The following is a 20,891-nucleotide window of genomic DNA, read 5'->3' as shown; positions in this document are numbered from 1 at the left end:
ATTCCAAAGATTCCAAAGATTCCAAAGATTCCAAAGATTCCAAAGATTCCAAAGATTCCAAAGACAGAATAGAGCAAATACTCTAGTTATTGATTAATACTTTTATTATTTCCTTATTCTTTTTTCTACTTATTAAGTTAATTACAAATTGTTCCACGTGGAACGCTTAATTGATTTTGTGATCCAGAAATAAAAAAAAGCAGGACTACTCCTGCTTTTTTTACTATATAACTTTCTTAGTCAGTGAAAGTTACACGTGCAATTGCTTTCTTACCTGACTGAATAATGAAAGTCCCATTTTCTTTTACAGAGAAACCTGCATCAACTACATTCCAGTCAACTTTTACTGCACCACGTGCTACTGCATCTTTTGCAGCTGCTGCATTTGGGTTTAATCCTGCTACACGTAGAATCGTAGCAATGAAGATCTCTCCACCAAACTCACCACGTGAAATAGTCACTTCAGGTGTATCTTCTGGCACCTCACCTTCTGTAATACGGTTACCCGCACTCTTATGAGCATTGGCAGCAGCTTCGGCATCATGGAAGCGTTCAACCAACTCAAGCGCAAGAATACGTTTTACTTCTTGTGGATTACGCCCAGCAGCGATTTCGTCTAATAAAGTTTTGATCTCATCAAGAGATTTGAAGCTTAATAAATCGAAGTAACGTTCGATTAAAGAGTCAGGCATTGATAATACTTTTTGGTACATTGCACCTGGAGCATCAAAAACACCAATATAGTTACCTAAAGATTTAGACATTTTATTTACGCCATCTAAACCTTCTAGAATCGGCACAGTGATACACACTTGGGATTCTTGGCCATAACGGCTTTGTAACGTACGACCCATGAGTAAGTTAAAGGTTTGGTCTGTACCGCCTAACTCAACGTCAGCTTCAAGCGCAATTGAGTCATAACCTTGAACTAAAGGATATAAGAACTCATGAATTGCAATTGGCTGATGGTTGCTATAACGCTTAGTAAAGTCATCACGCTCTAACATACGAGACACGGTTTGTTGACTTGCTAACTGAATAAGGTCAGCAGCAGACTTTTGGTTAAACCATTCTGAGTTAAAACGTACTTTTGTTTTATTCGGGTCTAAGATTTTAAAAACTTGTTCTTGATAAGTTTTTGCGTTGGCTTCGACTTGTTCACGTGACAACGGCGGACGAGTTGCACTTTTACCAGTTGGGTCACCGATCATCGCTGTATAGTCACCAATCAAGAAGGTAACTTCATGACCCAAATCTTGGAACGTTTTTAGTTTATTAATAAGAACCGTATGTCCTAAGTGTAAATCTGGTGCTGTAGGGTCAAAACCAGCTTTAATTTTAAGAGGACGATTCTCTTTAAGCTTTTTCAGTAAATCTTCTTCTGAAATAATTTCGTGCGTGCCTCGTTGGATGAGGGCAAGCTGTTCTTCGGCGGGCAAGAAATTTGACATCACAAAACCTAAACACATCAGTTATTCAATTTGTGCGATATACTAACATTTTTTCAGCGTCTTGCAGGGGAAGTTGCATATGAGCGCAATCTATATCGGCGTAATGACTGGCACTAGTATGGATGGTGTAGATATTGTTGCGGCTTCATTTGAGCCACTACAGCTTCATGCCACTCTTACAGTTCCATTCGAACCCGAGTTACGTGATGAGCTTATGGCATTAACTTTACCCGATGACAATGAAATTGACCGCATGGGTAAAGCTGATGTTGCTCTAGCCAAAATGATTGGTCACGGGATTAATAGCTTAATTGAGAAGCACCAATTAGACCGTAGCCAAATTAAAGCGATTGGTTCGCATGGGCAAACTATTCGTCATCGTCCAGAGCACGGATTTACGCTACAAATTGGCGATCCCAATATTATTACTGAAATCACTCAAATTCCGGTTGTTTCTGATTTTCGTCGTAGAGATATGGCTGCAGACGGACAAGGTGCTCCATTAGTTCCAGCTTTTCATCAGGCATTATTTCAACATCCAAGTATTCATCGTGTGATTTTGAATTTGGGAGGCATTGCCAATGTGAGCATGTTGCCTGCCAATAATCCTGACGACGTATTTGGTTTTGATACGGGACCTGCGAATATTTTGATGGATGCATGGTGTCATCGCCATACAGGTCATCCATATGATGAAAATGGCGATTGGGCCGCTTATGGACATCCTATTCGTTCGTTACTCGACCGCCTTCATGCTCATGAATATTTTTCTAAAGAGCCACCTAAAAGTACGGGACGTGAAGATTTCAATATTGACTGGCTAGATGATCAGTTAATCGATTGGCGTAATGATTTAACTTACGATGAGTTAGAAGATACACCTGAAAATATCCAAGCCACCTTATTAAAGCTTACAGTACGTGCTATTCAAAAAGCGATTTATCGTTCTGATATGGAAACAGGTGAAGTATATGTATGTGGTGGCGGTGCTTATAACTCTTATTTGTTAGAACAATTGCGCTGGCGTTTACGTAAGCACAATTGGTCAGTTCAAACCACAGATGTTTTAGGACTTTCCCCTACTTGGGTCGAGGCTACAGCGTTTGCTTGGTTAGCAATGCGTTTTGTGAATGGTTTAAGTGGTAATTTACCAGCGGTAACCGGTGCATCTGATTTTAGAATTTTAGGAACAATCACGGCGGTATAAGATTTTTTATAAGTTCTTTTGTCTAGATTCGACCTCATAACACATTTACTGACCCGAAATGCTGTTATTTAAATGTGCATAAAAACTCATGATAAATGCCAACAAAAATAAGTAAGGCATGTTGTTATGGATTTGACCAACCGTATTCATCAATATACTCGTGGGGCTTGGACATTCGATGTGATTGATTCAGGCCCTTTAGATGGTCCACTCGTTGTTTTATTGCATGGTTTTCCAGAAACTGCCCATAGTTGGGAGCAAACCTCTGAACTATTGCATCAGCATGGATTTAGAACACTTGCGCTTCATCAACGTGGGTATAGTTTAAATGCTAGACCACAAAGCCGCTTTCAATATGCTTTAAGTGAGCTAGTCGAAGATGTAGCGAGTTTTATTGAGCAGCTTGGTCAGCCAGTTTATTTAATTGGGCATGATTGGGGTTCTGTAATTGCGTCTAGTGTAGCCATCAAATATCCACAGTATATTCAACATCTCACTTTAGTTTCTGTCCCCCATCAAGCTGCATTTTTAAAAGCTTGTTTAAGCAGTAGACAACTTTTTAAATCTTATTATTTTGCAATTTTTCAGTTACCGATTCTGCCCGAACTTTTATTTAAAAAGATACCTAAATTGGGTCGTAAGTTTCTAAAGTCATCAGGCATGACTGAACAGCAAATTGCGATATTTGAGGCTGAGTTTATAAAGGAAAATAGATTAACTACGGCGTTGAATTGGTATCGTGGCTTTTTTTGGGACAAACCTCAAAATCCATTTAAAGTTATAGATGTCCCCACTCTTTTTATTTGGGGTAAACATGATATTGCCGTTACAGAAAAAAGCGCCGAGCTAAACTCACATTATTTTAAAAATAGTTATCAAGCAGTCTTTATGGATGCATCGCATTGGATTCCATATCAGAATGCACCTGAACTCGTGCAATATTTTTTAGAATCTGTCCGTGAAAAATAATAATTTGATCAATAAAAAAACCTCTCAAAATAGAGAGGTTTTTTAAATTTTAAAATTCTGTTAAATCGAGAATGAAGAACCACAACCACATGTTGTTGTTGCATTCGGGTTTTGTACGATAAAACGCGAACCTTCAAGACCTTCTACATAGTCAACTACTGAACCAACTAAATACTGATAGCTGAGTGAGTCAACAAGCATCTTTACATCGCCATTTACAAATTCAGCATCATCTTCATTTACACTTTCGGCGAAATTGAAGCCATATGAAAACCCTGAACATCCACCACCTGTTACATATACACGTAACATGAGATCGTCATTCCCTTCACTATCACGGAGTTGGCGTACCTTATTGGCAGCATTATCTGTCAAAACTAGAGCTTGGGCATTCATGATGATTGTTCCTCGGATTTTGCTGTGCCTTTCAAAATAAAAAAGACCCTATATTGAGTATAGCATAATCAATATAGGGTCTGTCTTCGAAGTTTAAAGCGAATCTTGAGTATTTTTATCAAGATTATTTGTAATTCTCATCTTGTAAGCCACATTCGAAGTTTTTCGCATCTTGTTTACAACGGAATTGCCATAATAGTTTCATCATCCGTTTATCATAAACGCCGCGCTTTGTAAGGTTAATTCGTGATTCACGCATAAGCTTTTGATAGCCTGGTTTATCCGCAGCCGGTACATCCATCCAGTATTTTTGCGGAATATCCGCTTTCATTTTACCTAAGATAGTAAAGGCACGTGGTAACTGGCCTGCCACCCACTCTCTAGATTTTTGACCAAATCCAGCTGGGAATTTATCTGGACGGATAATAATATTTCCAGTCACTTGTAAGATTGGATAGTTAACGATTGCTCCTTTCGTACCTAAGCCTTTTTGTAGTTCTAAAGGTTTAAAAGCTGCTGCTGGTGCACCAATAATATCGACCTGATGATTATTAAATTTAGCGCCAAAGTTCGTCACATCTGCACTCACAGCCTGTGCACCGACCTGCTGAACCATAATTTTTTGTGCTTCATCATAGTCAAGAACAGCAATTTTTTTACCCGCAGCTTTCGCTACTGTATTAATACTACGGTCGTTTACTAAAAGGTAAGCATCCCCTACCGGAATAACACCCACGACCTCATAGCGTCCGTTGACCATATATTTACTAAAGGTTTGACTCGCTAAACCTTGCATGACTTTAACCGCAAGTTTGAGATCTGGAATCGCACCAATTGCATCTAATGAACCTGTAAATGAGTTGAATTGACGTCCGCGCATACCTGATACGCTAATGCCGTCACATTTACCAGCTTTAAAATCTTCAGCAATCACTGCTTCGTTTTGATTTACTTTGAGTTCGATATCAGCTCCCCAGTTTTTCGCTGCAAGCTGATAATCTTTCATGAGTGCATAGACATCACCATTTTTACCAACGAAGTCAAAAACACAAATGGTTTGTTTGGCCTCGGCTGCAAATGAAATTGTTGTGAGTCCCATCGCAAGTAAAAGCGTTTTGGAAAATCGCATATTCTTTTCCTTTCCTTGTAGATTTTTTGTTTTTGGCATCAAGAAATTTCACGCTGGTTGGCATGATTCTCATGAGATATGCTTCATCTAAAATTCACGATTAAGATATTTTTACGAGCAATTATGTTTATATGAGCTCAATTAAAGAAAAATAACTATTTAAATATCTATAGTAGCTCTTTGATCACTCACATCCTTGTTCCCTTTTAATACCTTCATATATCCAGATGAAGTTTTATCCTTAATTTAGATTAGCGACTTTTTAATTCATCACAATGGCTGAATTGACAGCCTACATAAAGCAAAAAAGCCTAGAATAAATCTAGGCTTTTAAGTTCAATATGAATTATTCGCCAGGCATTGAACATTCAAAGTTAGCTTTGTCTACAGAACAGCGTGCTTTTTTCAATACAGACATCATACCTGCATCGTAAATACCACGTTTAGTTAAATCCATACGACCATCACGTAACATTTTTTGGTACTTGAGTTTGTCTTCAGCACTTAGGTTCATTTTGTATTTACCTGGAATTTGCGCTTCTAAACGGTTAATCATCGCAAAGTTTTTAGGTAATTGTTTTACAAACCAGTCACGAGACTTTTGACCAAAACCAGCAGGGAATTTATCTGCACGTAATACAAGGTCAGCAGTTACATGTAATACTGGGAAGTTCCACATTACACCGTTTGCACCCAAACCTTTGTTCAATTCTAATGGTTTGTATGCATAAGCAGGTGCACCTACCATATCTACCTGACCATTGTTAAATTTAGCAGCAAAGTTTGAAATATCAGAAAGAACTGCCTGAGCACCTACACGTTGCACCATAATTTTTTGTGCATCGTCATAGCCTAATACGGCGAATTTTTTACCCGCAGCTTTTTCAACAGAGCTGATGTTTTTGTCACGTACGAAAATGAATGCTGAACCTAATGGAGAGATACCAGCAACTTCGTATTTTTTACCACCAAGGTTAGTTGTCATTTTTGCAGCATTACGTGCATCTAATACATAGGTAATAGCACGTTGCGCGATTTGGTTATTAGGAACACCACCAAGCGAGTCGATTGATCCTGCGAATTTGTTATATTGGCGTGCGCGCATAGCAGTCATTGCTACAGCATCACATTTACCAGCTTTGAAATCATTATCTGCAACAGCCTCGTCCTGACGAGGAACCAAGTTAATTTCAGTACCCCAGCCTTTTGCAGCTAGAGCCCATTCTTCCATCATTTTATATGAGTCGCCTGCTTTTCCTAAGAGGTCGAATACACACACGGTACTCGCTGCTTGCGCTGAAGCAGAAAAACCAACAACAGAAGCGGCAGCCATAGCAAGTACGATTTTTTTCATTTTCTTCATCCTTCCACGGAACAGATTTTTTGTTTGAAGTTTCCTTTCAAACACAGATATTAATCATGTTTTTTAGAAAAAAATAGAGCTTTTACTCAAATATTTTTATCTAATTGGATCATTGTTTGTTCTATTTAAATTATTTATGAGAAGTAAAAATCTCTAATTTTCCGTAAGTTACTTTTTATATTCACAATTTTCATACCCATATTCAGCTTTGAAATATGTGTAGCGATTTTGTGATTAAAAAACAATCTACTCTCCATTAAGCGTACATTCAAAATTTGTACGTTCAATCGTACAACGTGCACGCTTCAGCACACTCATCATTGTCGCATCGTATACACCTTGCTTTGTTAGACCAAGGCGACCTTCCCGTAATATTTTTTGGTATTTCAATTTATCTTCAGCTGAAAAATTTAATTTAATTTTAGGTGGTACTCCAGCTTCTAACTGTTTCACCATTGCAAAATTCTGCGGCAACTGCTTAATAAACCAATCACGAGACTTCATTCCAAAATTGGCTGGGAATCTATCACTTCTTGCAATTAAGTCCCCTGTAACGTTGACCACGGGAAAAGTAAACATGGCTCCATTTGTTCCAATACCCTTGCCTATTTCTAAGGGTTTATACGCATAAGCAGGTGCGGCAATCGCATCGACTTGGCCACTATTAAACTTTTTCACAAAATCGGTAATTTCTGACGGAATAGGATGTGCACCTACACTTTCCACCATAATTTTTTGAGCTGCGTCATATTGTAAAATAGCAAATTTAGTACCACGTACTTTTTCAATTGAGTTCAGGTTTTTATCTCTTACAAACAAGTAAGCCAAACCAATCTGGACAATTCCAACAACCTCATAGTTTGTTCCATTTTGTGCAGTTACCATGCGATGTTTATTGCGCTGGTCCAAAACATAACTAATTGCCTTTTGAGCAATGGCATTACTGGTTACACCACCAATCGCATCAATCGAACCTGCAAATTTATTGTAATTTCGTGCTCGCATGGAAGTCATATAAGCTGCATCACATTTGCCCTCACGCAGTCTACGATCTACCAAAGCTTCATCTTGAAATGGAATTAAAGTAATGTCAGCCTGCCAACTTTTGGCTGCAAGTGCCCACTCTTCCATCAGTTTGTAGGATTCACCTGATTTTCCCAATAAATCGAATACACATACATTTTGTCCGGCATGTGCTGTTCCCATAGTACAGCAAAATACTGTACCAATTATCCCCAATCCTTTTTTCATTTGACTTTCCTTAGTCTAGTTTTATTAGGAGTTCATTTATCAACCAAGTTTTAAATTGTTTTTATTTTAGCTATATTTTTTAAAATGTGGTCTATCTCGTTAAAAATTTAGATATTTTCAGACGAATAGCTTAAATAGAGATAGGTTAAGCCATGCAATCTCAGCATTTATAAACTAAAACTCTGAAAGTTTTGTCTTCACGGTCAGTTCTCTTTAAAATACAGCATCCCTAACTCACCTCGATAAGACAAGATGATTCAATTTGACCAAGTTTCTTTACGCCGCGGTGGACGTGTTCTCTTTCAAAAAGCGTCTATGCAATTACACCCAGGTTGGAAGATTGGTCTGACTGGGGTCAATGGTGCAGGTAAATCAACGTTATTTGCAGCATTACTGGGCAGCTTAGGCGCAGATGAAGGTACACTTACTCGTCCTTCAGTCTGGACTGTGGCGCATATGGCGCAAGAAGTTAAAGCTCTAGACATGCCTGCCCTCGATTTTGTTCTATCTGGTGATGAAGAATATTGGGATATTCAAAATAAGCTTGCTCAACCAGATCAACTCACAGATTCAGACTTGGCTAAACTACATGGCCGCTTTGATGAAATTCACGGTTATTCAGCGCCATCTAAAGCTGCCCAGCTCATGGCAGGTCTTGGTTTTCTAGAGCATCAATTACGTTTAAATGTTGCTAGTTTTTCTGGTGGATGGCGTATGCGCTTAAACTTGGCGCGTACATTAATGAGTCGTTCTGATTTATTATTACTAGACGAACCAACCAACCACTTAGATTTAGATGCAATTTTATGGTTAGAAGATTGGCTTAAAGCCTATGAAGGTACTCTCATCCTCATTTCGCATGACCGCGATTTTTTAGATGCTATTACAGATCATATTCTCCATATTGAGAATCAGGAACTCACGCTTTACACGGGTAACTATTCCACATTTGAAACAACTCGAAGTGAACGTTTAGCACAACAACAACAAGCCTTTGAGAAGCAGCAAGAAACCCGTGCTCACCTACAAAAATTTATTGACCGTTTTAAAGCAAAAGCTACTAAAGCTCGTCAGGCACAAAGTCGTATTAAACAACTTGAGCGTATGCAACAACTTGCACCTGCTCATGTCGATACGCCGTTTACTTTTAGTTTCCGTGAACCTACAAAAATGAGTTCACCCTTGCTGACGTTAGACAATGCCAGCATAGGGTATGGCGATAAGCAAATTGCTGAAAAAATTAAACTTCAAATTACACCGAACTCACGTATTGGTTTACTTGGTATGAACGGCGCAGGTAAATCAACTTTGATTAAGAGCTTGGTCGGTGATTTACCACTTCTAGCAGGTGAACGTAAAGCTTCGGAGTTGCTTAATATTGGCTACTTCGCACAGCATCAAATGGATGCTTTAGATGGCCATGCCAGCCCGATGCTACAGCTTGCTCGGTTGGCAGATAAACAAATTAGTGAAGCTACCTTACGCTCATTCCTTGGTAGTTTTGGGTTTAGTGGTGAACGCATGGATACACCATGTGAAAGCTTTTCTGGCGGTGAGCGTGCTCGTTTGGCTCTGGCACTGATTGTATGGCAGCGTCCAAATGTTTTAATTCTCGATGAGCCAACCAACCATTTAGATCTTGATATGCGTCATGCACTGAGCATGGCTTTACAAGATTTTGAAGGTGCTGTTGTTCTGGTTTCCCACGAACGTCAACTTATTGCCAGTGTGTGTGATGAGCTTCTTTTAGTACACGGCGGCAAATGTACCGAATTTGAAGGTGATTTGCAGGATTATGCTAAATGGTTACGTGAAGCACGTCAGCAGCAAATCAATGCTCAAACTGCTGTAGCAGCAAATAACTCATCATCTGCTGCCCCTGCTCCAACTAAAGTTGATAAAGAAGCACAGCGTAAGGAAGCCGCACGCCGTCGTGAACAGACTCGACCTATTCGTAAAAATATTGAGAAGGTTGAATCACAAATTGAAAAGCTTCAACCGCGACTTGCTGAAATTGAAGAAGCTTTAGCAGATAGCTCATTATACGAAGCAAACCGTAAAGATGATTTGCTGAAATTGATGAATGAGCAAACCGAGCTGAAGGCTAAACTTGAACAACATGAAGAGCAACTTTTAGAACTCATGATGGAACTTGAGGAAATGGAAGCCTCTTTCGAAAACTAAGTTCTTGCCAGTACTGGTATTTTTAAGGACCAGTACTGGCTTTTAGTTCAAATCAGAGCTTTATTTGCGCTACTATATAAAAATTTGAATGACTTCTAATAATATTTCATTCAGCTGTTAAATTTTTGAGATAGATTCAAATTTGATAACATATAAGACTTAAGCTACATCTTAAGGGTTGCCATACACAGATAATTTAACTAAATTCTGTAACTTCGTTTTTACCCTTCTTGAGTAGGTATTTAATTCGGGATCAGACAAACTGAATGAATTTTATTGATTTTATTACTAATTTTGAACATTTTTTACCTATTTTAATTCAGGAGTATGGCGCATGGGTTTATGCCATACTCTTTTTGATTATTTTTTCTGAAACAGCTTTTGTATTTATGTTCTTTTTGCCTGGAGATAGTTTACTTCTCACTGTAGGGGCACTTTGCTCAGTGATCGAAATGATGCATCTGGGTTATATGATTACTTTGCTTACCGTAGCTGCCACCCTAGGCTATATTGTGAACTACTCTATTGGTCGTCATTTTGGTAACCGTATTTTTGAAGCAAAATCACGCTTTATTAAGAAAGAATATTTAAATAAAACCAACCGTTATTTCTTGCAACACGGTGGGAAAACTATTCTTCTGGCACGCTTTATTCCTTTTGCACGTTCTTTTGCACCATTAGCTGCGGGCTCTAGCAATATGAGTTATGGAAAATTTTTAATCTATAATGTCGCTGGAGCTATTTTGTGGATCTGCATTCTATTAACAGCTGGATATTTATTTGGCCATGCGCTCATTCAGGTTACAGACTTAGTAGAAAATTGATCTTTTTAGGTTTAATACACTGAAATAGACCAAAAAATAAAGGGAATGAATCAATCATTCCCTTTATTTTATTTAGATCAAAATGAATCTATCTAAATTTTTTGTGGTTTTCATTACGGATATTAACCAGATTAATTGCTTCTGATTTTGCTTGGTCTAATTGACCCTTATCAACCAATACAGTAACTCGATCAATTTCAGCAACCAACTGATCTAAACCCGCTTGATATTGTTTTACCTGTACATTTTCCGGCGGTAAACCTTCCAACTTATGAGGTAAAGATTTTTTTGAAGATACTGCTGCCTGACGCATAATCACAAGCTGCTGTTTTGCGTTATTGAGATCTTTCGCTTCAGCAAAGGCTTTTGTGCTCTTTGCTAAAGTTTTCATGTCAGCTTCCAACAAGTCAGCTGCAAATGCAGAATGACTCACTAAAGCTGCACATGAAATCAGCATACTTGCTATAAACTTTTGACTCATCATCTTCTCTCCTTAGACTGATTTAGAATCTAGCTATCAATTAAGCATCAATATCTGCATTTAATGCATTTTCTTCAATGAAGGCACGACGTGGTTCAACATCATCACCCATTAAGCACGAGAACATACGATCTGCTTCGATTGCATCATCAATAGTAACCTGTAACATATTACGGTTTTCAGGGTCCATTGTGGTTTCCCAAAGCTGTTCAGCATTCATCTCACCCAGACCTTTATAGCGCTGGATCATCATTCCACGACGCGAATCTTGCAAAATGTGCTGCCATACCTGATGGAAGTTAGCCACTTGAATACGGCGATCACCCTTCTGTAAATATGCACCATCTTCAATTAAATTGAACCAACTCTTAGAGTTCTTCAATAAACGCGCATATTCTGCTGAGTTTAATAAGCCAGCATCAAGCAAGTAAGCATGTGGCAAGTTATGGACATATACCGTCACACGTGGCCAATAATGCGCTGTTTTCTCGCCTTGAGCATTTTCACGTTCGAAGGTTTCAAGCGTAATTTCAGGACGCAAACTTGGCTGTAGTCTTTGTACAGCTTCGCGTACTTGATCTGCCCATTGCTGAACATAAGCCTGATCGTGGTTCTGATCAGCTTTAAACGCCTCTACTTCAAGTAATGCATCAAGTAAGCTTGCTGGATAACGCAACGTTAAACGTTGTAAGCTTTTTTGTGAAACTTGATAGTCTTGAATCACTTTTGCTAATGCTTCGCCTGTAATTGCAGGTGCTTCTGCACTAATATGCAAAGCCAGCTCATCAATTGCATTTGAAATTAAATAAGTTTCCAAAGCATCATTATCTTTAATATATTGCTCTTGCTTACCTTTTTTCAGTTTATATAAAGGTGGTTGTGCAATATAGATATGACCACGCTCCACCAACTCCGGCATTTGACGGAAGAAGAAGGTTAATAACAATGTACGGATGTGCGAACCATCGACATCGGCATCGGTCATGATAATAATTTTATGATAACGAAGCTTGTCAGGGTTATATTCTTCACGGCCAATACCACAGCCAAGTGCTGTAATTAATGTACCGACTTCCTGACTCGAAATCATTTTGTCAAAGCGGGCACGTTCAACGTTCAAGATTTTACCTTTCAAAGGTAAAATAGCCTGCATTTTACGGTTACGACCTTGCTTGGCACTACCACCCGCAGAGTCACCCTCGACAAGATATAATTCAGAAAGTGCTGGGTCTTTTTCCTGACAGTCAGCCAATTTACCTGGCAAACCTGCGATATCTAATGCGCTCTTACGACGTGTCATTTCACGTGCTTTACGTGCAGCATCACGTGCACGAGCAGCATCAATAATCTTACCAGCAATTGATTTTGCAGCTTGTGGGTTTTCAAGTAAGTAAGCAGAGAACTCTTTGTTCATTGCTTGCTCTACTGCTGGTTTTACCTCACTCGATACCAATTTTTCTTTGGTTTGAGAAGAGAATTTTGGATCAGGAACTTTAACCGAAATAATAGCAGTCAAACCTTCACGCGCATCATCACCAGTCACATTCACTTTTTCTTTCTTGAGAATGTTTTCATTTTCAAGATATTGGTTTAAGCCACGTGTTAATGCCGCACGGAAACCTGCTAAGTGCGTACCACCATCTTTTTGTGGAATGTTGTTTGTGAAACAACGAACATTTTCTTGATAGCTATCATTCCATTGCAATGCAACTTCTACAGCAATACCGTTATCTGCATCAGCTGTAAAATGGAAGATTTCATTCAGATGGTTTTTACCTTCGTTAATATATCTAACAAACTCAGATAAACCGCCTTCATAGTCATAAACATGTTCAAGATTAATGCGCTCATCACGTAAAACGATACGTACACCAGCGTTTAAGAAAGAAAGTTCACGTAAGCGGCGTGCTAAAATTTCAACGTTGAAAATGGTTTGACTAAAAGTTTCTGCACTTGGCCAGAAGCGTACAATCGTACCTGTGTTATCCGTTTCACCAATCACACGTAATGGATATTGCGGATCACCATGTTGATATTCTTGTTCATGTACTTGGCCAGCACGATTAATAATTAAATGTAATTTACTAGAAAGTGCGTTTACAACTGAAACACCTACACCGTGCAAACCACCTGAAACTTTATAGCTGTTGTCATCAAACTTACCGCCTGCATGCAGAATAGTAAGAATAACTTCTGCTGCAGAGACACCTTCTTCAGGGTGAATATCAGTTGGAATACCACGACCATTATCTGAAACACTCACAGACTCATCTTCGTGAATCGTGACAATGATTTCATCACAGTGTCCTGCTAAGGCTTCATCGATTGCGTTATCGACAACCTCGAATACCATATGGTGTAAACCGGTACCGTCGTCTGTATCCCCAATATACATGCCCGGACGTTTACGAACTGCATCTAATCCACGTAATACTTTAATACTAGAGGAATCATAAGCCTTTTCATTGGTTTGTTCTGTTTGAGAGGCTGATTGAGACTCTGAACTCATGGTTTCTCCCTAGCAAATATAGGTTTATTCAAAGATGGGTAACATCAAAAAATTATGGTGAAGCAAGACTAACTTGACCGGATTCAACACTGAATAATTGATATGAAATAGACAGATCATGTAAATGTTTTTTTACCGATGCATGATCTAAAGTTGTCATAAAAACCTGGCTACCAAGTTGGCTTAATCGTTCAATTAAACGTTGTTGTGCGGTTAAGTCTAATTCTGCTGTCAGATCATCTAATAATACCACAGTTTCCTTATTACTCGCATGCAACATTGCAATTTGTGACAGTTTTAAGGCAATAATCAAGAGTTTTTTCTGACCTCTTGATAAAACATCATCTGCGTGTCCAAAAGGCGTTTTTAAGCGCAAATCAGCCCGATGTGGACCATACTCTGTATACCGTCTTTCAATGTCTTTTTGGTGCTGATTCAGCAAGTCTTGCATGAGCCCCTGCTCTGTATGAAAACCGGGGCTATATTCCAGCTCAATCTCTAAATCAGGTAATAACTGACTTAAGTCATTTTGAAAATAAACGTTCCATTGCTCTACGATACTTAAACGCTGTGAGTGTAAAATTTCACCATAATCACTCAACATTTTGTTCCACGGCTCTAAGTCAGCCAAGGAAAGATTTCGTCTTGTTTTGAGTAAGGTATTTCGCTGTTTTAAAGCTCGAGAGTAATATTGCCAAGCAAAATAAAACTCAGGTTCCACGTGGAACATTAGCCAATCTAAAAGCTGACGTCTTGGCTTAGCACCATGGTCAATAATATCTGTACTTTGTGGATCAATATGCTGTAAAGGGAGCAATTTGGCGAGTTGACCTTGAGTCGCAACTGTATCGCCGTTGACTTTCATCAATTGCTCACCAGAAGCGAGTTTCTGCATACCGATTTTTTCAGTTGTTGACTGAGCAAACACAATCGCATCGTCAGCTTCATACTGAATATAATTTTTGGGAATATGCGTACGGAATGAACGACCAGTTGCAAGCAAATGAATCGCTTCTAAAATTGATGTTTTACCCGAACCGTTAGCGCCATAAAAAACATTAAACGGTTGCAAACCATGGAGTGCAACCGTTTTTAAATTACGCACGCGTTCTATATTTAAGCGCGTAAGATGCATAAAATTAAACCAGATTAAACACGCATCGGCATAACAACATAAGTCTGATCTGGATGAGCTGGATCTTGTACCAATACAGACTGGTTCGCTTCAGTCATGCTCATATTTACGTCATCACCATCTAATACCCCCAACACATCAAGTAAATATTGAGCATTAAATGACATTTCTAATGGGGTATTTTGATATTGGATTGCTAAATCCTCAATCGCTTCATCTTGTTCAGGGTTATTTGCACGAAGCTGTAAAGAATCCTGATTAAAGTTTAAGAAAACACCTCGTAATTTTTCATTACTTAAAATTGCGACACGTTGTAATGATTGTTTAAATACATCATGACCAATTAAAACGTGTTTATCACCACCACGTGGAATTACACGGCGGTAATCAGGGAATTTTCCATCAATCAATTTTGTCGTAAAACGAACAGTAATATCACCTTGTTCTTTATCACGGCTTGGCGTATTGATCGTTACATTTAATAATTCACGACCAATAAGCAAAGTAAGTTGCTCATCTTCAATACTAAGTAGGCGTTGTAATTCACCAACAGCTTTACGCGGCACAATTGCTTGTACTAATTGAGATGAACTAGAAGAAGCTAAAATTTCACAAAGGGCTAGACGGTGACCATCTGTTGTGACTGCACGCAATTGATTTTCATCAATTTCTAATAACGTACCAGTTAGATAAAAACGCACATCTTGTACGGCCATCGCAAAAGCAGTTTTTTCAAATAAACGCTTTAATTCACGTTGAGTCACCTGTACTTGCGTACCTTGGCTATTCTCAGTATTTAACAACGGATAATCTTCTGCTGGTAAAGTACCTAGCACAAAACGGCTATTACCAGACTTTAAAATACATCTTTGATCTTCAGTAATTTGTAAGTCAATCAATGCGGCAGTAGGCAAAGATTTACAAATGTCCATCAATTTACGAGCAGGAACAGTCGTTTCACCTGCTTCGAGGCACGCCCCTTCTGATAAAGCAGTGCTCGCCACCAGTTCAACTTCTAAATCCGAACCAGTAATGGTGAGTGCTTGACCATTAGCCTGAATTTTGACGTTTGAAAGAATATTCAAGGTATGACGACGTTCTACCGCACCGACAACATGCGATAAAACATTGAGTAAACTTTCTTTAGCGATTTTCAAACGCACGATTCATTCCTCTAGCAACTTGGAGCAAACATTTCATTTTTTAGCTGTGTACTATGCTGCACTTATGGAGACTTTGCAACAACGTCTTATGATTTCATTAACTCTGAAGAAGACGTAGTAAATTCTTATAATCTTCGTCAAAGATAGGATCTTCTTCCCGTAAACTGACTACTTTTTCACAAGCATGCATCACGGTACTATGGTCTCGACCACCAAAAGCCATTCCAATTTCCGGAAAACTATCGCCAGTCAACTCACGGGCAAGCCCCATCGCCAATTGGCGTGGTCGCGCATAGATTCGTGTTCGTTTTGGACCTACGAGTTCTTTGAGTGGGATGCGGAAATATTCACTCACCACACGTTGTATATTTTCCACACTAATTGTACGCGCACGGATCGCCAATACATCTTTTAAAGACTCTCGTACGACATCAAGATCGATTGGCGCACCTTTAAAACGTGAGATTGCGACAACTTTATTCAATGCACCTTCAAGTTCACGTACGTTCGCTACTACTTGTTGTGCAATAAATAATGCGCAGTTTCTTGGCAAATCAACGCCACTATTTTCAGCTTTTTTAAGCAGAATCTCGATTCGTGTTTCAATATCTGGTGGTTCAACACCTACTGATAGTCCCCAAGAAAAACGAGAAACCAATCGAGGATCAAGTTCTGTTAATTCTTTAGGATAGCGATCAGAAGTTAAAATAATTTGTTTAGATTCATCAAGTAAGGCGTTAAATGTATAAAAGAATTCAACAAGGCTAGCTTCTTTACCAGCCAAAAGGTGAATATCATCAACTAATAACAAATCTAAAGAACGACAATTTTTCTTAAACTCTTCAACCTTTCCTTTTTGTAATGAACTCACAAAATCTTGTACAAAACTTTCTGAAGTCATATACATGACTCTCGCATTGGGCTTAGCTTGAAGTAAAGCATTACCAACTGCTTGCATTAAGTGAGTTTTACCAAGACCCGTTGGGCCATATAAAAACAAAGGGTTATGCTGAGAAGCACCTAATTGCGTTAATACTTTTCTACAAGTTTCCGCTGCCATTTGGTTAGAACGGCCTTCAACAAATAGTGAAAAAGTAAATTGTGGGTTTAATAGTTTCTTTTTTGAAGTTTTCGGGCTAACTGCAGTGTTGGCAACAGGTTCAGGTTCTCTTTTAACCTTAGTTGGTTGCGATACAGGCGTACTTTGTAAGGCAGCTGTAGTTGTTGCCGGTTGTTCATTAGAAGACAAAATACTACCAGGACGAGAATCGACCAAGATTTCTACCTGACGTACACGTCCTTCTGACAACTGTTCTGCCAATATAGAAATTAACTCTAAATGATTCTCTTGAATATAACGTGTCCAATAAGGGTTAGGAGCATATAGACGTAGTATGCCCTCCACTTCTTCAGCTACTAAAGGGCGAATCCACATCGCAAAGACGTTATCAGAGAGCTCTTGTCGCAAGCGAGTTAAGCAGTCTGTCCAAAGCATGTGTATCCCCTATGTCTGCGTTTTAAATTCAAATCATTTAAAGATTAACCCTTCCTGATAAGAAGGGGTCGCCATTCTACCCAAGTTATCCACATCTGTCATGACGAATTCGGTTGATTTTGCCTAAAAAGAAATCTCTTGTGAATAAATTTAAATTCAAAACCAATTGTGAATAACTTTTTGCACATCCTGTGGATAAATTATCACATAAACTTATCCACAATCCATAAAGATAATAAAAACAGAGTTATCAACAGTTCAAATATATGTTTTTTAAATTTAAAACCGTGAAATCCACAGAAAAAGTCCACACTAATAAGAATAAATTTAAATTTTAAAATTTGAATTTATTTAATAGGGCTACTTCAAATTGTGGATAACTAAAAAATATGAATTTAAATTCAAATATACCAAAACAAAACTAATTTCACATCTAGGTTTGTTGATAAGTATGTAAATAAGAAGTGTATATCTTAAAAGTCATAATAAAAATAAACAATTACTTTGTGTATAACTTTTAAATGGTAAAAATTGACTTAATATAAAGAGAGGATGAATAAGTAAAAATTTGACTTAAATACAAAACTTTCTCTGTTTATCATTGACAGAGTAAACATTGCACAATAAAATCGCGGACCTTTATAGAAAGATCATTTTTGGGAGTTTCGATATGAAACGTACTTTCCAACCATCTGAATTAAAGCGTAAACGCGTTCATGGTTTCCGTGCTCGTATGGCAACTAAAGCTGGTCGTCAAGTATTAGCTCGTCGTCGTGCAAAAGGTCGTCATAGCTTAACTGTTTAATTACTGTTACGCTGACCAGACTTGGGTGTGATGGCACTTTACAGTTTTAGCACAGATCGTCGTGTGCGCTGTGCTGCAGATTATAAAAGTGTATTTGATGGTGCGCTTTTTAAAGTGCATCAACCCCATTTTTTATTTCTTGCAAAATTAACCGAACAGCCTAATAGCCGTTTGGGTATTGTCGTTGCTAAGAAAAAAGTGCGCCGTGCGCATGAAAGAAATCGAATAAAGCGTCTTGCTCGTGAGAGCTTTCGTCTAAATCAGCCGAAATTTGGGTTAGACATAGATGTTGTTGTAATGCCTAAAGTTGGTATTGAAACGATTACGAACGCTGAGCTATATCAACAATTAGATTTTGCTTGGCAAAAATTACAACGCTTGGCAAAAAAACATTCTAAAGTTGTCCCAACCTCGCAAAATTAAGAGATGACCAATGGTTCGTTTTTTGCGTTGGTTCATTCGACTGTATCAAATTGCGATTAGTCCGCTTCTTGGACCCCGTTGTCGTTATATCCCAACTTGTTCCCAATATGCGATAGAAGCATTACAAACTCATGGTGCAATGAAAGGCGTTTGGCTATCTTCTAAACGTATTTGCCGATGTCATCCATGGGGAGGCTCCGGATATGATCCGGTACCGCCAAAAGCAATTCGTTTTATTTCGTTTCATCAAATAGATTCTCAAACGCATCATGTTGCTGTACCCTTTCGTGATCGTTTAATGAAGCAAAATCTCTCTAACCATTTGGGGTAATAGATATGCAACAATGGGCCAGGTTTGCAATTCTCGGGGCCATGTTTGTCACCGCATATTTGCTCATTTTGGCTTGGCAAAAAGATTATGGAAATGCTGCAACTGCACCGCAACAACAAGCGGCGGCTGTAAGTTCACATGAAATATCTGCTGATTTGCCAAATGCTAAAACTGCAACAGTGGCTTCCGATGTGCCACAAGCAAATATTACGCAGTCACAAACCACAGATGCGACAGCACCTGTGAATCAACAGCTTATTTCAGTACAAACTGACCTTTATCATCTTTGGATCAATCCAAAAGGTGGTGATATTGTTCGTATTGAATTACTCTCTCACGACAAAAGTAAAGACAGTAATCAACCATTTGTTATGCTTGAAAATGATGCCAAGCGTACATATGTTGCTCAGTCTGGCTTAATTGGTTTGAATGGACCAGATAGTAGTCGTGGTGGTCGTCCGTTATATGCGGTTGAAAAAACATCATATACTTTGGCTGATGCTAAGGGTGTCCAAGATCAAAAGGGTCAGTCTGAAAAAGTTTTAAACGTGCCAATGGTATTTAAGACACCAGAAGGCGTTGAAATTATTAAAACTTTCACCTTTACCCAAGGTCAATACCCGATTGTTGTAAGTCATCAAGTCATTAACCGTAGCCAACAAAATTGGCAAGGTCAGATGTTTGGACAGTTAAAGCGCGATAACTCTGAGGATCCTGGTAAGTCTTCTCAAGGTATTTTCACTCTAGGAACTTTCTTAGGTGGTGCTTGGGGAACGCCTGATTCACATTATAACAAGCTTAAGTTTGCTAATTTCTCAGAAGAAAAAGTAAATGCTGATGCTAAAGGTGGATGGGTTGCAATGGTTCAGCACTACTTTGTAAGTGCTTGGATTCCTGGAAACCTTAAACTGACTCAAGCGAATGGTCAGCCCTATGTTGCTAAGCTTGAATCTCGTCAGTCTGCGGATCATATGAATATTATTGGCTTTACTTCGCCAGTAATTAATGTTCCAGCTGGCACTTCAATGGAAGTAGATGCGAAGCTTTATTCAGGTCCAAAAGTACAATCTGAATTAAAAGATTTGGCTATAGGTTTGAACCAGACTGTTGACTATGGTTGGTTATGGCCAATTGCTAAGTTATTGTTCTTAGGTCTTCAATTCTTCCATAGCATTGTAGGCAACTGGGGATGGTCAATCATCTTGCTTACCATTATGGTGAAGATGATTTTGTGGCCTTTATCTTCAAAAAGTTATCGTTCTATGGCGAAAATGCGTGTGATTGCACCAGAAATGCAACGCATGAAAGAAGAGTTCGGTGAAGACCGTATGCGCTTCTCGCAAGAAATGATGGCGCTTTATAAACGTGAACAAGTTAATCCACTATCAGGTTGTTTGCCGCTATTGCTACAAATGCCAATTTTCCTTGCCTTGTATTGGGTACTCATGGAAAGTGTGGAATTACGCCACGCACCATGGTTAGGCTGGATTCAAGACTTGTCTGCAATGGATCCATGGTTCATCTTACCGTTAATTATGGGTGCAACAATGTTTGCTCAGCAAATGTTGAACCCGCAACCAGCTGATCCAATGCAAGCGAAAGTATTCCGCATTATGCCGATTATGTTCACGGTATTTATGTTGTTCTTCCCTGCGGGTCTCGTGTTGTACTGGATTGTGAACAACAGTATTACCATTTTACAGCAATGGTTTATTAACAAGAGTGTTGAGAAAAGTCGTCTAAACAAGACTGAATCAGCGTCTTAATCGTTGAAC

The 20,891-nt window shown here is 38.8% G+C and carries 18 protein-coding genes; 8 read left to right on the top strand and 10 right to left on the bottom strand.

Going from position 1 to position 20,891, the window contains the following annotated elements:
- Positions 1-236 precede the first annotated feature (236 nt).
- On the bottom strand, positions 237-1,469 hold the full coding sequence (gene tyrS / locus RMA95_RS10155) for a tyrosine--tRNA ligase (protein WP_024438169.1): 1,233 nt from the start codon (positions 1,467-1,469) through the stop codon (positions 237-239).
- A 61-nt stretch (positions 1,470-1,530) separates the two neighbouring features.
- Between tyrS and RMA95_RS10150 the strand changes: the two genes are divergently transcribed.
- Positions 1,531-2,658: an anhydro-N-acetylmuramic acid kinase gene (locus RMA95_RS10150; protein ID WP_311070334.1), complete on the top strand. Its 1,128-nt coding sequence runs from the start codon at positions 1,531-1,533 to the stop codon at positions 2,656-2,658.
- A 126-nt stretch (positions 2,659-2,784) separates the two neighbouring features.
- Positions 2,785-3,627, top strand: coding sequence for an alpha/beta fold hydrolase (locus RMA95_RS10145; protein WP_024438167.1), 843 nt, complete (start codon positions 2,785-2,787; stop codon positions 3,625-3,627).
- Between the two features lie 60 nt (positions 3,628-3,687).
- On the opposite strand, the gene erpA is transcribed toward RMA95_RS10145, so the two are convergent.
- From erpA to RMA95_RS10125, 4 genes are all read right to left on the bottom strand, one after another.
- Entirely contained in the window at positions 3,688-4,023 is a 336-nt protein-coding gene (gene erpA, locus RMA95_RS10140; protein ID WP_000993572.1) for an iron-sulfur cluster insertion protein ErpA, read from the bottom strand.
- A gap of 124 nt (positions 4,024-4,147) precedes the next feature.
- Positions 4,148-5,152, bottom strand: a complete 1,005-nt coding sequence (locus RMA95_RS10135) for a putative solute-binding protein (protein WP_024438166.1) — start codon at positions 5,150-5,152, stop codon at positions 4,148-4,150.
- 346 nt (positions 5,153-5,498) lie between these two features.
- Positions 5,499-6,506, bottom strand: a complete 1,008-nt coding sequence (locus RMA95_RS10130; RefSeq protein WP_311070333.1) for a putative solute-binding protein — start codon at positions 6,504-6,506, stop codon at positions 5,499-5,501.
- 255 nt (positions 6,507-6,761) lie between these two features.
- A complete protein-coding gene (locus RMA95_RS10125) occupies positions 6,762-7,766 on the bottom strand; it encodes a putative solute-binding protein (protein ID WP_311070332.1) in 1,005 nt (334 codons plus the stop codon).
- Between the two features lie 252 nt (positions 7,767-8,018).
- On the opposite strand from RMA95_RS10125, the gene RMA95_RS10120 reads away from it, so the two are divergent.
- Complete coding sequence (locus tag RMA95_RS10120; RefSeq protein ID WP_263612613.1) at positions 8,019-9,950, top strand: ATP-binding cassette domain-containing protein; 1,932 nt, start codon at positions 8,019-8,021, stop codon at positions 9,948-9,950.
- A 266-nt stretch (positions 9,951-10,216) separates the two neighbouring features.
- A complete protein-coding gene (locus RMA95_RS10115) occupies positions 10,217-10,774 on the top strand; it encodes a VTT domain-containing protein (RefSeq protein ID WP_002051888.1) in 558 nt (185 codons plus the stop codon).
- A gap of 88 nt (positions 10,775-10,862) precedes the next feature.
- Here RMA95_RS10115 and cybC read toward each other — a convergent pair whose 3' ends face one another.
- From cybC to dnaA, 5 genes are all read right to left on the bottom strand, one after another.
- The gene (gene cybC, locus RMA95_RS10110) at positions 10,863-11,258 is read right to left on the bottom strand and encodes a cytochrome b562 (RefSeq protein WP_022575180.1); all 396 of its coding nucleotides are present in this window, start codon (positions 11,256-11,258) and stop codon (positions 10,863-10,865) included.
- A gap of 37 nt (positions 11,259-11,295) precedes the next feature.
- Positions 11,296-13,764, bottom strand: a complete 2,469-nt coding sequence (gene gyrB / locus RMA95_RS10105; protein ID WP_263612614.1) for a DNA topoisomerase (ATP-hydrolyzing) subunit B — start codon at positions 13,762-13,764, stop codon at positions 11,296-11,298.
- A 52-nt stretch (positions 13,765-13,816) separates the two neighbouring features.
- Positions 13,817-14,899 carry a DNA replication/repair protein RecF gene (gene recF, locus RMA95_RS10100; protein WP_263612615.1) on the bottom strand — a complete coding sequence of 361 codons (1,083 nt, stop codon included), beginning with the start codon at positions 14,897-14,899 and terminating at the stop codon, positions 13,817-13,819.
- Between the two features lie 14 nt (positions 14,900-14,913).
- Entirely contained in the window at positions 14,914-16,062 is a 1,149-nt protein-coding gene (gene dnaN / locus RMA95_RS10095) for a DNA polymerase III subunit beta (RefSeq protein WP_263612616.1), read from the bottom strand.
- A 97-nt stretch (positions 16,063-16,159) separates the two neighbouring features.
- Complete coding sequence (dnaA, locus tag RMA95_RS10090) at positions 16,160-17,557, bottom strand: chromosomal replication initiator protein DnaA (RefSeq protein WP_263612617.1); 1,398 nt, start codon at positions 17,555-17,557, stop codon at positions 16,160-16,162.
- A 670-nt stretch (positions 17,558-18,227) separates the two neighbouring features.
- On the opposite strand from dnaA, the gene rpmH reads away from it, so the two are divergent.
- Genes rpmH through yidC form a run of 4 tightly spaced genes read left to right on the top strand, consistent with a single transcriptional unit; the run spans position 18,228 to position 20,882 of the window.
- Positions 18,228-18,362 (top strand): 50S ribosomal protein L34, encoded by a 135-nt coding sequence (rpmH, locus tag RMA95_RS10085; protein WP_000831329.1) that lies wholly within the window; start codon positions 18,228-18,230, stop codon positions 18,360-18,362.
- Between the two features lie 30 nt (positions 18,363-18,392).
- Complete coding sequence (gene rnpA, locus RMA95_RS10080) at positions 18,393-18,785, top strand: ribonuclease P protein component (protein WP_311070331.1); 393 nt, start codon at positions 18,393-18,395, stop codon at positions 18,783-18,785.
- Positions 18,786-18,795: 10 nt separating this feature from the next.
- Positions 18,796-19,116, top strand: a complete 321-nt coding sequence (gene yidD / locus RMA95_RS10075; protein WP_311070330.1) for a membrane protein insertion efficiency factor YidD — start codon at positions 18,796-18,798, stop codon at positions 19,114-19,116.
- Positions 19,117-19,121: 5 nt separating this feature from the next.
- Complete coding sequence (gene yidC / locus RMA95_RS10070) at positions 19,122-20,882, top strand: membrane protein insertase YidC (protein ID WP_311070329.1); 1,761 nt, start codon at positions 19,122-19,124, stop codon at positions 20,880-20,882.
- The last annotated feature ends 9 nt before the right edge of the window (positions 20,883-20,891 follow it).

Origin of the sequence: Acinetobacter sp. V110_1, assembly GCF_031798975.1 — a bacterium.
Classification (GTDB): domain Bacteria; phylum Pseudomonadota; class Gammaproteobacteria; order Pseudomonadales; family Moraxellaceae; genus Acinetobacter; species Acinetobacter nosocomialis_A.
Note: the sequence above shows the minus strand (reverse complement) of the source record. Positions and strands in the feature narration are given on the sequence as shown.

Bases quoted from the DNA above. Each gene is read 5' to 3' on its own strand.
- tyrS (WP_024438169.1), bottom strand. From the start codon at position 1,469: ATGTGTTTAGGTTTTGTGATGTCAAATTTCTTGCCCGCCGAAGAACAG.
- RMA95_RS10150 (WP_311070334.1), top strand. From the start codon at position 1,531: ATGAGCGCAATCTATATCGGCGTAATGACTGGCACTAGTATGGATGGT.
- RMA95_RS10145 (WP_024438167.1), top strand. From the start codon at position 2,785: ATGGATTTGACCAACCGTATTCATCAATATACTCGTGGGGCTTGGACA.
- erpA (WP_000993572.1), bottom strand. From the start codon at position 4,023: ATGAATGCCCAAGCTCTAGTTTTGACAGATAATGCTGCCAATAAGGTA.
- RMA95_RS10135 (WP_024438166.1), bottom strand. From the start codon at position 5,152: ATGCGATTTTCCAAAACGCTTTTACTTGCGATGGGACTCACAACAATT.
- RMA95_RS10130 (WP_311070333.1), bottom strand. From the start codon at position 6,506: ATGAAAAAAATCGTACTTGCTATGGCTGCCGCTTCTGTTGTTGGTTTT.
- RMA95_RS10125 (WP_311070332.1), bottom strand. From the start codon at position 7,766: ATGAAAAAAGGATTGGGGATAATTGGTACAGTATTTTGCTGTACTATG.
- RMA95_RS10120 (WP_263612613.1), top strand. From the start codon at position 8,019: ATGATTCAATTTGACCAAGTTTCTTTACGCCGCGGTGGACGTGTTCTC.
- RMA95_RS10115 (WP_002051888.1), top strand. From the start codon at position 10,217: ATGAATTTTATTGATTTTATTACTAATTTTGAACATTTTTTACCTATT.
- cybC (WP_022575180.1), bottom strand. From the start codon at position 11,258: ATGATGAGTCAAAAGTTTATAGCAAGTATGCTGATTTCATGTGCAGCT.
- gyrB (WP_263612614.1), bottom strand. From the start codon at position 13,764: ATGAGTTCAGAGTCTCAATCAGCCTCTCAAACAGAACAAACCAATGAA.
- recF (WP_263612615.1), bottom strand. From the start codon at position 14,899: ATGCATCTTACGCGCTTAAATATAGAACGCGTGCGTAATTTAAAAACG.
- dnaA (WP_263612617.1), bottom strand. From the start codon at position 17,557: ATGCTTTGGACAGACTGCTTAACTCGCTTGCGACAAGAGCTCTCTGAT.
- rpmH (WP_000831329.1), top strand. From the start codon at position 18,228: ATGAAACGTACTTTCCAACCATCTGAATTAAAGCGTAAACGCGTTCAT.
- rnpA (WP_311070331.1), top strand. From the start codon at position 18,393: ATGGCACTTTACAGTTTTAGCACAGATCGTCGTGTGCGCTGTGCTGCA.
- yidD (WP_311070330.1), top strand. From the start codon at position 18,796: ATGGTTCGTTTTTTGCGTTGGTTCATTCGACTGTATCAAATTGCGATT.
- yidC (WP_311070329.1), top strand. From the start codon at position 19,122: ATGCAACAATGGGCCAGGTTTGCAATTCTCGGGGCCATGTTTGTCACC.